At 38.5% G+C, this 14,513-nt stretch carries 12 protein-coding genes; all 12 read right to left on the bottom strand.

From position 1 onward, the window contains the following. Positions 1-41 precede the first annotated feature (41 nt). Positions 42-2,156 carry a polyribonucleotide nucleotidyltransferase gene (pnp, locus tag SLH51_RS09960; RefSeq protein ID WP_335961111.1) on the bottom strand — a complete coding sequence of 705 codons (2,115 nt, stop codon included), beginning with the start codon at positions 2,154-2,156 and terminating at the stop codon, positions 42-44. Positions 2,157-2,315: 159 nt separating this feature from the next. Next, on the bottom strand, positions 2,316-2,585 hold the full coding sequence (gene rpsO, locus SLH51_RS09955; RefSeq protein WP_335961110.1) for a 30S ribosomal protein S15: 270 nt from the start codon (positions 2,583-2,585) through the stop codon (positions 2,316-2,318). A 173-nt stretch (positions 2,586-2,758) separates the two neighbouring features. After that, the gene (gene ribF, locus SLH51_RS09950; protein ID WP_335961109.1) at positions 2,759-3,706 is read right to left on the bottom strand and encodes a bifunctional riboflavin kinase/FAD synthetase; all 948 of its coding nucleotides are present in this window, start codon (positions 3,704-3,706) and stop codon (positions 2,759-2,761) included. 29 nt (positions 3,707-3,735) lie between these two features. After that, on the bottom strand, positions 3,736-4,656 hold the full coding sequence (truB, locus tag SLH51_RS09945; protein WP_335961108.1) for a tRNA pseudouridine(55) synthase TruB: 921 nt from the start codon (positions 4,654-4,656) through the stop codon (positions 3,736-3,738). Between the two features lie 256 nt (positions 4,657-4,912). Continuing rightward, positions 4,913-5,263: a 30S ribosome-binding factor RbfA gene (gene rbfA, locus SLH51_RS09940; protein WP_335961107.1), complete on the bottom strand. Its 351-nt coding sequence runs from the start codon at positions 5,261-5,263 to the stop codon at positions 4,913-4,915. A gap of 23 nt (positions 5,264-5,286) precedes the next feature. Beyond that, on the bottom strand, positions 5,287-5,568 hold the full coding sequence (locus SLH51_RS09935) for a DUF503 domain-containing protein (protein WP_335961106.1): 282 nt from the start codon (positions 5,566-5,568) through the stop codon (positions 5,287-5,289). Next, positions 5,565-7,682: a translation initiation factor IF-2 gene (gene infB, locus SLH51_RS09930; RefSeq protein WP_335961105.1), complete on the bottom strand. Its 2,118-nt coding sequence runs from the start codon at positions 7,680-7,682 to the stop codon at positions 5,565-5,567. The genes SLH51_RS09935 and infB overlap by 4 nt, the downstream gene beginning before the upstream one ends. A 16-nt stretch (positions 7,683-7,698) precedes the next feature. Continuing rightward, positions 7,699-8,001: a YlxQ family RNA-binding protein gene (locus SLH51_RS09925; RefSeq protein WP_335961104.1), complete on the bottom strand. Its 303-nt coding sequence runs from the start codon at positions 7,999-8,001 to the stop codon at positions 7,699-7,701. Next, positions 7,998-8,270 carry an RNase P modulator RnpM gene (gene rnpM / locus SLH51_RS09920; protein ID WP_335961103.1) on the bottom strand — a complete coding sequence of 91 codons (273 nt, stop codon included), beginning with the start codon at positions 8,268-8,270 and terminating at the stop codon, positions 7,998-8,000. Before rnpM ends, SLH51_RS09925 begins: the two co-directional genes overlap by 4 nt. Positions 8,271-8,285: 15 nt before the next feature. Beyond that, a complete protein-coding gene (gene nusA, locus SLH51_RS09915; RefSeq protein ID WP_335961102.1) occupies positions 8,286-9,407 on the bottom strand; it encodes a transcription termination factor NusA in 1,122 nt (373 codons plus the stop codon). A gap of 59 nt (positions 9,408-9,466) precedes the next feature. After that, on the bottom strand, positions 9,467-9,937 hold the full coding sequence (gene rimP / locus SLH51_RS09910; RefSeq protein ID WP_335961101.1) for a ribosome maturation factor RimP: 471 nt from the start codon (positions 9,935-9,937) through the stop codon (positions 9,467-9,469). Positions 9,938-10,151: 214 nt separating this feature from the next. Then, a complete protein-coding gene (locus tag SLH51_RS09905) occupies positions 10,152-14,453 on the bottom strand; it encodes a PolC-type DNA polymerase III (protein WP_335961100.1) in 4,302 nt (1,433 codons plus the stop codon). Between the last annotated feature and the right edge of the window lie 60 nt (positions 14,454-14,513).

Below are 14,513 nucleotides of genomic sequence, written 5' to 3'. Positions count from 1 at the left end.
AGACTAGGTATAATCCCCAGTCTCTTTTTGAACATGCTATATTACTTTTGTGCTTGCTGTTGACGTTCCTTTTCTTCTTTCAGGATCACTTTACGTGATAAATTGACTCTTCCTTGATTATCTATTTCTGTTACACGAACAAGGATTTCATCACCTAACTTAATAACGTCCTCTACCTTTTCAATACGTTCTTCAGCTAGTTGAGAAATATGAACTAAGCCATCTTTTCCTTTAAAAAGCTCAACAAAAGCACCGAATTTTTCAATTCGTTTTACTTTCCCTAAATACGTCTGCCCAACTTCTACTTCTCGAATGATATCTTCAATAATAGAGCGAGCCTTTTCATTCATAGCCATATCCACTGAAGAAATGTACACAGTACCGTCTTGTTCAATATCAATCTTAACTCCTGTTTCTTCAATGATTTTGTTAATCATCTTCCCACTAGGTCCAATGACATCACGGATTTTATCAGGGTTAATTTTCATTGTCATGATTTTAGGTGCATACGTAGAAAGCTCTTTACGTGACTCAGCAATTGCCGAAAGCATGTTATCTAAAATATGCATCCGACCACTTTTTGCTTGTGCTAGTGCTTCTTTAAGTACATCACGATTGATACCGTCAATTTTAATATCCATTTGTAGTGCAGTTACGCCTTCACGCGTACCAGCTACTTTAAAGTCCATATCACCTAGCGCGTCTTCCATACCTTGAATATCAGTTAGAACAGATACATGTTCCCCTTGTTTAACTAGACCCATTGCAATACCTGCAACTGGTGCTTTAATCGGTACGCCTGCATCCATCATTGCTAATGTACTTGCACAAATACTCGCTTGTGAAGTTGAACCATTTGATTCTAACACTTCGGATACAAGGCGAATTGTATAAGGGAAATCGTTCTCATTCGGAATCACAGGTTCAAGTGCACGTTCACCTAAAGCACCGTGACCAATTTCACGACGGCCAGGTCCACGAATTGGCCCTGTTTCACCAACACTGAATTGAGGGAAATTATAGTGATGCATAAAGCGCTTTGATTCTTCAATGCCAAGGCCATCGAGTATTTGTACATCACCTAATGCACCTAACGTACAAATACTTAGCGCTTGAGTTTGTCCACGTGTAAACAGTCCAGAACCGTGCGTACGTGGTAGAAGATCTACTTGTGAAGCTAATGGACGAATCTCATCAACTTTACGTCCATCTGGGCGAATTTTATCGACTGTAATAAGACGACGAACTTCTTCTTTCACAATTTTATGTAAAACTTCTTTAACGTCACCTAAATTAATTTCCTCTCGTTCTTCAAACCTAGCTACTGTATTGTTTTTCACAGCATCAATTGCTTCAGCACGAGCGTGTTTTTCTTGAACTTGTACAGCTTCTTTTAATTCTGCTTCAGCCAATTTACGAACTTCTTGCTCAAGATCAGCTTCCACTTGTTTTAATTTAACTTCTGATTTTTCTTTTCCTACCGCTTTTGCAATTTCTTCTTGGAAAGCAATAAGCTTTTTGATCTCATCGTGGCCAAACATTATTGCTTCTAACATGATTTCTTCTGTTACTTCATCAGCACCAGCTTCAACCATATTAATAGCATCCTTTGTCCCTGCCACAACAAGGTCGATGTCACTTTGTTCAAGTTGCTCGGTTGTTGGGTTAATAACAAATTTTCCATCCAAGCGACCAACCGTTACTCCGGCTATTGGTCCGTCAAATGGAATATCTGAAACGCAAAGCGCAAGAGATGAACCTACCATTGCCGCCATCTCAGAAGAGGCATTTTGATCAGAGCTCATAACAATACTTATGACTTGTACTTCATTACGAAATCCATCTGGAAATAAAGGACGGATAGGACGATCAATTAAACGACTCGTTAAAATTGCACGTTCACTTGGTCGACCTTCACGTTTAATAAACCCTCCTGGAATCTTACCAGCTGCATAAAGACGTTCCTCGTAATTAACTGTTAGTGGAAAGAAATTCAAATCTTTTGGTTCTTTCGAAGCGGTAGCTGTTGATAGTACAGCCGAATCACCATACCTAATAAGCACTGCGCCATTTGCTTGTTTCGCTAATTGACCTGTTTCAACAGTCAATTCTCTTCCAGCCCATTCCATTTTAAATACATGCTTTGTTTCTTCCATTACGCGTACTCCTCTCGTACACCAGTATTCATCATCTTACTTTATTATTGCCAAACTCATTGAAAACTAAAAGAATATATAATATTGGATAATTTTAGTCAAATTCCCAATGTTAATAGATCAAGAAAAAAGCGGGACATTATCCCGCTTTCATCACGATTATCGGCGTAAACCAAGCTTGTCAACTAGGGTACGGTAACGTGTAACATCCTTGTTACGTAAGTATGTTAACAAGTTACGACGTTGACCTACCATTTTAAGAAGACCACGACGTGAATGGTGATCCTTCTTATGAGTACGTAAATGCTCATTCAATGTGTTGATTTGCTCTGTTAGGATAGCGACTTGAACCTCTGGAGAACCAGTGTCCGTGTCATGCGTTTTGAAATCAGCGATTAACTGATTTTTGCGCTCTTGTGTTAAAGCCATCCTATTCACCTCCCTTATAAGAATCTCCTATTCCCTAGCAAACGTCGGTGACTCGATCTGCCAAGAAACGGATTGTACTTGAAGTACAAACAATACTATACCTTTTTTTATCCAAAAATGCAAGTATTCCTTCTTAAGGTTTATCAAATTAAGACGGAGTTCTATACATTAACTTATTTAACAGATTTAGAAGCAAAAAAAGTGAGTGCTTTTTCTTTATCAAGAGTAATTTGAGTTTTAAGGTCGTCTATACTAGCAAACTTTTGTTCTGATCTAATACGCAAAAACCAACGAACTTCAACTTCTAATCCATAAATATCTTGATTAAACCCAAAGAGATGCACTTCGATTGAGGGATGAGATTCTTTTTCATTATGAAAAGTCGGCTTGTAGCCTACATTACAAACTCCCTCATATTGTTCGTTATTAATCGTTAATTTTACAGCATACACACCCGTTCTAGGAACAATGTAACGTTCAAGTGGCTTTATATTAGCTGTCGGGAATCCAATTGTCCTACCGCGCTTTTCACCATCTACAACGGTTCCCTTCAAGGAATATTCTTCTCCTAAAAGTTTTGATACGTAGTTAACATCTCCACTCTCAAGTAGCTGGCGGACTTTAGATGAACTCACTTTTTCGCTATTCTCTTCAAATTTTTCAACAATCGTTGAATCTAATCGATTACGAGCATGAAAAGGTAAAGTTTCCATCGTTCCTTTCCCTAACGAACCGTATGTAAAATCAAATCCCGCCACTGCATGTACAACATTTAACCCAATTAAGTAGTCATCAACAAATTGTTGTGGGGTTAAATTAGCAAATGCAGGTGTAAAATTAACGACATAAAGTGTATCTACGGCAAAGCCTTCAATTTTTTTTATTTTATCAGTCAAAGGTGTTATGTAATTCATTTTTGTTTTCCTCAATACTTCCTTTGGATGAGGATGAAACGTCATAACTGATGTTGATGCTCCTATCGAAGCAGCAATTTTGTTAGCTTCTTTTATAACGGCTTGATGACCAAGATGAACCCCATCAAAGTAGCCTAATGCCATAACAGTTCTACTGCGATTTAACGTTCTTCCATCTATAGGATGTTTCAAATAAATGGTATCCATTTAAGAATCCCCTTTTCACTCCCAAATTCTTAAGAAAGCTCTCCTGTCCAGAACATTTTTTCTGGTTTGATGAGACCTTCCTTCGTTGGATGGCGCTTGTAAACAGCTAAGCACTCTCCCTCTTCATTATAAACGGTAAATCTCATTTGTTCTAACCCTTTCTTTAAAGGCAAGACTGATCCATTCTTAATTTGCTGTTCCGTCTCTTTATCTACCACACATTTGGGTAAGTATTGAACTGCCGTATCAAATGGAATCAATCGTGAATATAGCGAATCATCTTCTTTGTATTCTTCTAATTGTTCAAACGTGATGCTATCTTCTAACGAATAAGGGCCTGATGAGGTACGAACTAAGTCAGACATATGTGCTGGATATCCAAGTTTTTGTCCTATATCAACTGCTAATGTTCGAACGTAAGTCCCCTTACTGCAATGCACTCGGAATTTAAACGTAGCAGTTTCTTTCTGATAAGAAAGATCTGAAAGAAGTTCAAGCGAATGAATCGTAACCTCTCTTTCCGGTCGTTCAACTTCTTTACCAGCACGAGCATATTCATACAGTTTTTTTCCATTTACTTTTACGGCTGAATACATTGGCGGTACTTGAACAATATTGCCTCTAAAGTACTCAAGGACCGTTTCTATTTCTTCGTTTGTCCACTTTTTCATTACTGGTTTAGAATCGATAATCTCCCCACTTTTATCTTCAGTTGTTGTAGAGATTCCAATTGTTACTTCACCTTCATACTCTTTTGAGTAACCAGACATGTATTCTACGACTTTCGTTGCTTTGCCAATACAAATTGGCAACACTCCATTTACGTCTGGGTCTAGCGTTCCTGTATGACCGACTTTTTTTGTTTGGTACAGACGTCTTATTTTCATCACACAATCATGTGATGTCATTCCTCTTGGTTTATGTAAATTTAAAATTCCGTTTGGTTTCATTATTTCCTCCAAATTGTTTAAAGCTTGGTCTTAAAGTAAGTTCAATAAGGGAAATTCGACGTGACGTAGCTCTCCGACGGATTGCAATGGCTCCACTCGCTGTACGCCTGCTATTGAGAAAGGCACTCATAGCAGGCTAAAAAATACAGCGGATTCGCTCATTGCTTAGAGTGTTACCCAAAGGGTAAAATTCAACCTTTTGGATAACACTCTAAAAAAAGGATAGAAGAGCATTTGCCCTCCTATCCTCTTATAATTACCGTTCATTTTTATTTAAATCTGAAAGAAGCGTTTCAATACGATTTCCGTACTCAATCGATTCGTCGAATTCAAAGACAATATCGGGGGTTTTACGTAGACGGATTCGTTTCCCAATCTCAGAACGAATAAATCCTTTCGCTTTCGATAAAGCTTGAAGAGTCGCCTCTTTTTGTTCGTCACTTCCAAGAACTGTAATAAACACTTTAGCTTGTTGAAGATCTCCCGTAACGTCTACTCCCGTAACTGTTACAAAGCTAACACGAGGATCCTTAAGTTCACGCATGATAATATCACTTAGTTCTTTCTTCATCTGTTCACCAACACGATGTGCACGAACATTACTCATATTTCTCACCTCTGTCCTCTACATTAGAGCCATTCATAATCCGTAACCGTTCTTTCTGCCTCAGGTTCCCCATCAATTAATGCAAGAGCTTTTTGTAATTCGCGCTCACAAACGGCACGCTCATTTGAAACAGTTACCATCGTTAATTCAGCACGTTGCCAAACATCATGATGATCCGTTTCTGCAACAGAAAGATTAAAACGCTGCTTCAATCTTGTTTGAATACTTTTTAAAACAGATCGTTTTTCTTTCAAAGACCCGGCATCATAAATGAGGAGTTCGAGGCGCACGAACCCTATAATCATTTACGCTCGATTTCCTCCATTACATACGCTTCAATAATGTCGCCTTCTTTAATATCATTGTATTTTTCAAGGGTAATACCACACTCGTATCCTGCAGCAACTTCTTTGGCATCGTCTTTAAAACGTTTCAATGCATTAATTGAACCCTCATAAATAACAATTCCATCACGGATTAGACGCACTGTCGAATCTCTTGTTACTTTTCCTTCTGTTACGTAAGCACCTGCAATCGTTCCGACTTTTGATACTTTGAAAGTTGTTCGAACTTCAACTTGACCAATGACTTTTTCTTCAAATTCTGGATCAAGCATCCCTTTCATTGCAGCTTCAATTTCATCAATTGCATTATAAATAACACGGTGTAGACGAATATCAACTTTCTCAGCCTCTGCCGTACGTTTTGCATTTACGTCAGGACGTACATTAAAACCAATCACTATCCCATTAGAAGCTGATGCTAGCATTACATCGTATTCTGTAATTGCACCCACACCTGCGTGAATGATATTTACTTTTACACCTTCAACATCGATTTTTTCTAATGAACCGCGCATTGCTTCAACAGAACCTTGAACATCAGCTTTAATAATAATATTGATGTCTTTAACTTCACCTTGCTGGATTTGATTGAATAGATCATCTAAGCTGACTTTCGAGCTTTCTGAAAGGTTCTCTTCACGGTGACGAGACATTCGTGCCTCACCTATATGACGAGCCTTCTTCTCATCTGCAAACGCTTGGAATTGATCTCCGGCAAGTGGAACATCATTGAGTCCAGTAACTTCAACTGGAGTAGATGGGCCAACTTCTTTTACGCGACGGCCAAGATCATTGACCATTGCACGAACACGTCCAAATGAAGAACCAACTACAATTGGATCACCGACCTTTAACTGCCCGCTTTGTACAAGAAGAGTTGCAACAGCTCCGCGACCTTTATCTAACTCAGCCTCAATTACAGTACCTTTTGCTAATTTGTTTGGATTGGCTTTCAATTCTTCTACCTCTGAGACAAGAAGAATCATCTCGATTAATTCATCAATACCTGTACCTGCAAGAGCTGACACATTCACAAAAATTGTATCTCCTCCCCATGCTTCAGGAACAAGTTCATACTCAGTTAACTCTTGCATAACACGATCTGGATTTGCTGCTTCTTTATCAATTTTGTTAACCGCTACAATAATCGGCACACCTGCTGCTTTCGCATGGCTAATCGCCTCTTTTGTTTGTGGCATAACACCATCATCTGCTGCTACAACAAGAATTGTTATATCTGTTACTTGAGCACCACGTGCACGCATGGTTGTAAACGCTGCGTGACCAGGCGTATCAAGGAACGTGATTTTCTTTCCATTTGATTCAATTTGATAAGCACCAATATGTTGTGTGATCCCCCCAGCTTCTCCTTCCGTCACTTTTGTATGACGAATAGAGTCAAGCAACGTTGTTTTCCCGTGGTCAACGTGTCCCATAATTGTCACAACAGGTGGTCTCTCTTGTAAGTCTTCCTCTGAATCGTCATCAACATAACTTTCAAAGTCCATTTCATCTATAACAATTTCTTCCTCAACCTCAACACCATAATCACCAGCGATTAATTCAATTGAGTCTTTGTCTAACTCTTGGTTGATTGTCGCCATAACACCTAAGCCCATCAGTTTCTTAATAATTTCTGAAGGTTCCTTATGTAACTTCTTAGCTATTTCACCAACCGTTAGAGAACCGACAAATGTAATCTTTTCTGGCAAAGGCTTTGGTTTCGGCGGCTCTTGACGTTGTTGTTGCCCACCACCACGCTTGTTGTTTTGTCCTTTGTTTCCACGATTTTGTTGACCTTGTGTTTTGTTTTTTTGTTGTCTTGATTGGTTATGTTTCCCATCATTCTTTTGTTGCTTAGAAGGACGATTGTCTGTTTGCTCACTCGACTTTGTGGCTGTAGCCGTACTTTGAGAAGAGCTAGTCTTCTTTCCTGTTAAAGTTTCCATCATCTTTTCATCGATAACAGACATATGATTTGTTACTGTAAATCCTGATTCTTTCAATTGATCAATAATCACTTTACTTGCTACGTCTTTTTCTTTTGCATATTCATATATTCTCATTTTTTTCATATACTTACCTCCAGAATCATTGGTCGATTAATGCGGTCATTTTCTTCGCAAATCCATCATCCATTACACCAATGACGACTCTCTCCGCTTTGCCGATAGCTTGCCCAAGTGTTGCACGCTCAGACGTTATTCGTACCGGTATGTTGTAATGGCCGCATTTGTCCAATACTTTTTTCTTTGTTTGTTCTGCAGCATCAGAAGAGAGAATGACTAATCGTACTGATTTTCTTCTCACTTCTTTCAAAACTAGCTCTTCCCCTGTTACAAGTTTTCTTGCTCGTGCAGCTAATCCAAGTAATGACAACCATCCTCTATTCATTTTCGACTCCGTTTGCTTGCTTCACGCAATTCATCATAAATAGTAGGATCTACTTTAGTTTGCAAATGTCTTGATAATACATCTTTTTTCTTAGCTATTTCAAACACTTCATCATCGTTAGTCATATAGGCTCCTCGTCCATTCTTCTTTCCAGTTATATCAACTGCTACAGTTCCCTCTGGAGAACGAACGATACGAATCAATTCTTGCTTTGGCTTCATTTCATTTGTTACAATGCATTTTCGAAGAGGAACTTTTCGTTGTTTCACCGGCCCCATCTCCTTTTATTCTTGATCTTCAAAATCTGGAACAAAGACATCTTCTTCGTTCGCTACTGGTTCAAGCTCTTCTTCTTCACTTAGTAAACCGAGCTCTCTTGCATCGGATTCACTCTTAATATCAATTTTCCAGCCTGTCAACTTGGCCGCTAACCTTGCATTTTGTCCACGCTTGCCGATAGCAAGTGAAAGTTGATAATCCGGAACAATAACCTGAGTCATTTTTTCTTCTTCATTGACATTTACTTTTAATACTTTAGACGGGCTTAATGCATTTGCTACATATTCAACAGGATCTTCTGACCAACGAACGATATCAATCTTTTCACCCTTTAACTCGTTGACGATGGTTTGAACTCGCTGTCCTCTAGGTCCAACACACGCACCTACCGGGTCGACTTCTGGATTATCTACATGCACGGCAATTTTCGAACGGTCTCCTGCCTCACGAGAAACGGATTTAATCTCAACAGTACCATCATAAATTTCTGGAACTTCAAGCTCAAATAGACGTTTTAACAAGCCTGGATGTGTACGTGAAATTAATATTTGTGGACCTTTAGTCGTTTTCTCGACCTTCGTTATAAATGCTTTGATTCGATCATTATGTTTATAACTTTCATTCGGCATTTGCTCACTTAATGGCAAAAGTGCTTCAACTTTTCCTAAATCCACATAAATAAAACGATGATCTTGACGTTGAACAATCCCTGTCATAATGTCTTCTTCTCGATCAATAAAATCAGAATAAATAATTCCACGTTCAGCTTCACGTACTCGCTGCGTTACTACTTGCTTTGCTGTTTGTGCGGCAATTCGCCCGAAATCCTTCGGTGTGACCTCAATCTCAACAATATCATCTACTTCATAGCTTGGATTTATCTTTTGTGCCTCGGCTAGTGAAATTTCAAGACGTGCATCAAAAACCTCTTCAACTATTACTTTTCTTGCAAAGACGCGAATACTACCGTTATCTCTGTTTACATCGACACGTACATTCTGAACTTGATTAAAGTTACGTTTATAACCAGATATAAGGGCTGCTTCAATGGCCTCGATGATGACATCTTTTTGGATCCCTTTTTCTCTTTCTAATGTTGCCAACGCATCCATAAATTCACTATTCATGGATTATACTTCCCCCTTTCAATCGTCAAGACAAAGCATACTAGTCTCCATTTAAACAATTAGAAAATAATAGCTAGCCTTGCATTTGCTACTTTATCATATGGTATAGTGTAAACTTTTTTACGAGTTTTTACTTTCACTTCGATTTCTAAATCTTCACCATCAAAGTCAATTAATTTTCCTTCAAAGGCCTTTTCGCCTTCAATGGGCTCGTATGTTGATACGTAGACATTCTTTCCTATTGCCTTTATTATATCTTTTTCCTTTTTAAGTGGCCGTTCTGCCCCTGGTGAAGAAACTTCAAGAAAGTAAGGCTGCCCAATAGGATCAAGTTCATCAAGCTTCTCGCTCACTTTTTCACTCACTTGTCCACAATCTTCTAAGTCAACACCCGTATCTGAGTCTATAAAAATTCGGAGAAACCAATTCGGACCCTCTTTTTTAAACTCAACATCAACAAGCTCAAGATTTAAATCATCTAATATAGGGGTTACTAATTCGCTTGTTAACTCAGTAACTTTCTTACTCATCTGTACCCTCCTCGCTGTTCTACTATTTCATGTATAATAGCTAACCGAATGATCGTTACTTACTTTGTCTTCAGTTACGCCGCTTTTTTAGAATAAAGTAGAGCGAACAACGAAAGAGTGGGTTTCCCCACTCTTTTTGCGTAACGTATTCTAAGTATTACCATCTAACACAATACCATACTCTTAATAGCATTGCAACAGAACAGGGGCTTGACTAAAACAGAGAAAGCTGATTAGAATTAGGCATTCCCTCTAAGCAACCATGATCATCTAAATGCTCTAGAACCGTTTTTGTTAATTTACTTCTTTGTTGCAAATCTTCTTTTGAGAGAAACTCTCGATCTCCTCTTGCTTTCACGATATTAAGTGCTGCATTTGTACCAACACCCGTCATCGCATTAAAAGGAGGTAATAATGTTTGATCTTCAACAATAAATTCGGTAGCACTCGAACGATACAAATCAACTTTTTGGAATGAAATCCCTCGCTCACACATTTCAAGAGCAAGCTCAAGAACGGTTAAAACAGACTTCTCCTTAGGCGAGGCATCTAAGCCTTTTGCGTTAATCTCTTGTACTTTTGCTTTAATTGCCGCTGATCCCTTAATCATCGTATCTAAGTCGAAGTCATCTGCGCGAACAGTAAAATAAGATGCATAATACAAAATTGGGTGATGCACTTTAAAGTAAGCAATGCGCACAGCCATTAACACATAGGCTGCAGCATGGGCTTTCGGAAACATATATTTAATTTTAAGACATGAGCCAATATACCAATCTGGGACATCATGCTTTTTCATTTCGTCAATCCACTCTGGTTGGAGTCCTTTGCCTTTTCGAACAAACTCCATAATTTTAAAGGCTAATGAAGGATCGAGACCTTTATAAATTAAATAAACCATAATGTCATCACGACAACCGATCACATCTTTCAATTCACAAGTGCCATTATAAATTAGTTCGTTTGCATTGTTTAGCCAGACATCCGTACCATGCGAAAGCCCTGAAATCTGCACGAGTTCAGAGAATGTACTTGGCTTTGTTTCTTCAAGCATTTGACGAACAAATCTAGTTCCAAATTCAGGAATTCCAAGCGTTCCTGTTTTACACATAATCTGCTCTTCAGATACGCCTAACACTTCAGGTCCACTAAAGATTTTCATGACTTCAGGATCATCTGTCGGAATCGTTTTCGGGTCTATTCCGCTTAAATCTTGCAACATCCGAATGACTGTTGGGTCATCGTGACCAAGAATATCAAGTTTGAGCAAATTATCATGAATGGAATGGAAATCAAAATGAGTCGTCTTCCATTCAGAGTTCTTATCATCAGCTGGGAATTGTATTGGACAAAAATCATGTATGTCCATATAATCTGGAACAACAATAATTCCACCTGGGTGTTGTCCAGATGTCCGTTTTACTCCTGTACAGCCAGAAACAAGTCGATCAATTTCAGCACCTCTCATATGAAGGTCATGATCTCCTTGATAGCCTTTTACATATCCGTATGCCGTTTTTTCTGCAACTGTCCCAATTGTCCCTGCACGATACACATATTCCTCACCGAACAATTCCTTCGTATAGTGGTGGGCTCTCGGTTGGTACTCCCCTGAAAAATTTAAATCAATATCGGGGACTTTATCCCCTTTAAATCCTAAAAAAGTTTCAAATGGGATATCTTGTCCATCTTTTACATAAGGGGTTCCACATTCTGTACAATCCTTATCCGGTAAATCGTACCCTGAACCTACTGAACCATCATCGAAGAAATGAGAATGATGGCACTTAGGACAAACGTAATGAGGAGGAAGTGGATTGACTTCTGTTATTTCTGTCATCGTTGCCACAAACGAAGAACCTACAGACCCACGCGAACCAACTAAATAGCCATCAATTAATGATTTTTTAACAAGTTTATGGGAGATTAAATAAATAACGGCAAAACCATGACCAATGATACTCTTTAGTTCTTTCTCAATTCGTGCCTCGACAATCTCCGGTAACTCTTCCCCGTAAATGCTTCTAGCCATGTTATAACTCATTTGTCTTATTTCATCATCAGCACCTTCAATTTTAGGAGTGTAAAGGTCATCAGGTATCGGATGAATTTCGTCAATCATATTGGCTACTTTTTGTGTGTTGGCTACGACGATTTCTTTAGCCTTCTCTTCACCTAGAAAAGAAAAAGCATCAAGCATTTCAACAGTCGTACGGAAATGAACTTCAGGTAATGTTTGTTTATTTAATGGATTAGCACCACCTTGGGATGCGATTAAAATTTTTCGATAAACATAGTCTTCTTTGTGTAAATAATGGGCATTACCCGTAGCGACAACTGGCTTTTCTAACTTTTCTCCTAGCCGAACAATATTCGAAACTATTTCTTGCAATGCTTGTTCACTTTTAACTAACTCTTTTTCGATTAAATGCTGATACGTAACAAGAGGTTGTACTTCAAAATAATCGTAGAACTTAGCGATTTCTTCTACCTCATCCGCTGATTTTTGCATCATACCTTCAAACACTTCACCTTTGTCACACGCTGATCCAATTAATAAACCCTTTCGATGTTTTTGCAGCTGTGACCTAGGAATGCGTGGAGTTCGAAAGAAATAATCAACATGCGACATTGACACGAGTTTATACAAATTTTTTAGTCCTTCTTGTGTTTGAGCTAGTATCGTACAATGTGCAGGGCGTTGCCTATGGAAGTTCCCTTGCCCCATATGTTCATTTAATTGATCATGATATTGTATATCCCGTTCATTTGCGTCCTTTACCATCTTCCAAAGTAAATATCCTGTCGCTTCGGCATCATAAATTGCCCGGTGATGACTTACTAGTTCAATATCAAACTTCTTACACAAAGAATTAAGTCGATGATTCTTTAACTCTGGGTAAAGAAAACGACCAAGCTCTAACGTATCAATAACTGGATTTGACGCTTCATCAAGTCCAATTTTTTGATATCCAACATTTAAGAATCCCATATCAAAACTAGCATTGTGTGCAACTAAAATCGCATCGCTAGTAAATTCTTTAAAATCTCGTAAAACATCGGCTATTTCTGGCTGCCCTCTTACCATGTCATCTGTTATTCCTGTTAGTTCAATGATCGTATTGGTTAACGGCTCGTGGGGGTCAGCAAAAGATTCAAAACGATCAATGATTTCTCCACCTTTTATTTTGACTGCAGCTAGCTCAATGATCGTATTGTATACAGCAGACAAGCCTGTTGTCTCAACGTCAAATACAACATATTCATCTTCCATTAACAAACGATGGGCTTCATTATAGACAATTGGAACACCGTCATCAACTAGATTAGCTTCAAGTCCAAACAAAACTTTAATTCCATGCTTCTTCCCTGCAGAATAAGCTTCTGGAAATGCTTGTACAACCCCATGGTCTGTTACAGCTACTGCTGGATGTCCCCATTTTGCAGCTTGCTCTACGTATCTTCCTGCCGATACTAGTCCATCCATTTGACTCATTGTCGTATGAAGATGTAACTCCACTCTTTTTTCTCCATCACTCGCTGAATCAAGCTGTTCAACTGGGCTCAACTGATTCACATCATTTCCAATCATGACAAGATCACGTACAAACGTATCATTTTGGATGCCGCCTCGTACTTTTAACCACATTCCTTTTTTAATTGCTTGCAGAAGAGGCACATCTTCTTTATCTCTTGAAAACATTTTTACTAATATTGAATCTGTATAATCGGTTATTTTAAAAGTTAATAAAGTCCGCCCACTTCGTAGTTCCCTTGTTTCTGCATTAAATACGTACCCTTGCACTGTTACACGGCGTTCTTCATCCACAATCGCTTCAAGTGGCATTGGCTCATCTTTTATTGGATATCCAATTACTAAAGGCTTACCACTCAATTCTTTTTCAGCCTGCTTTTCATTTTTCTTCTTCTCAAGTATTGCTTCTACCACTTTCGAATGATCTTCTTGATCACGTTTTTCCACAAACTTTTCAAATTCTTGTTTTGATTCATAAATATGAGTATCTATTTTAATAGGCGGCAAGCTTAATGATGAAATTGTTTCTTGAAACGGTTCTGTTAATTTACGTTTCAACGCTACAGCTTCTGTTTCATTGCGAACTTGGATAACAAGCCTTTTTCCATCATAAGTTGGCGTTTGTTTATTTAAGAGTTCACGTATGCCCTCGGATATTTGAGATATTTTCGAAATAATTAATGGCCAATAATCAATCCACTGTGATTCTTGCAGTTCATTGCTTGAATAATGAAAACTGAATGTAGCATTCGCAATATGCTCAAATGTGACACGCAATCGCTCAGAAAACAATTCAAAGATTGACGCTGGAACGACTACAGGTACATCAATATGAAAATGCCATGCTCTTTTTTCTTTCGAGATGACTAATTTACGGATCATCGCACCTTGAAAATGAGTTTTCATTATTTGTTCAGGTATTTGTAACTGCTGGAGAAGCAATTGAAGCCGTTCTTTGCGGACCTGTTCATCTTGTGACATAGAATCATTCCTCCCCCATTTTCTTTTAAATGATGTTTTTCACATGAAAAGAGAAGAGGC

It is taken from the genome of Halalkalibacter kiskunsagensis (assembly GCF_037027555.1).
Lineage (GTDB): Bacteria > Bacillota > Bacilli > Bacillales > Bacillaceae_D > Halalkalibacter > Halalkalibacter kiskunsagensis.
The sequence above is the reverse complement of the archived record's forward strand: the minus strand, read 5'-3'. Positions and strand labels throughout refer to the sequence as shown.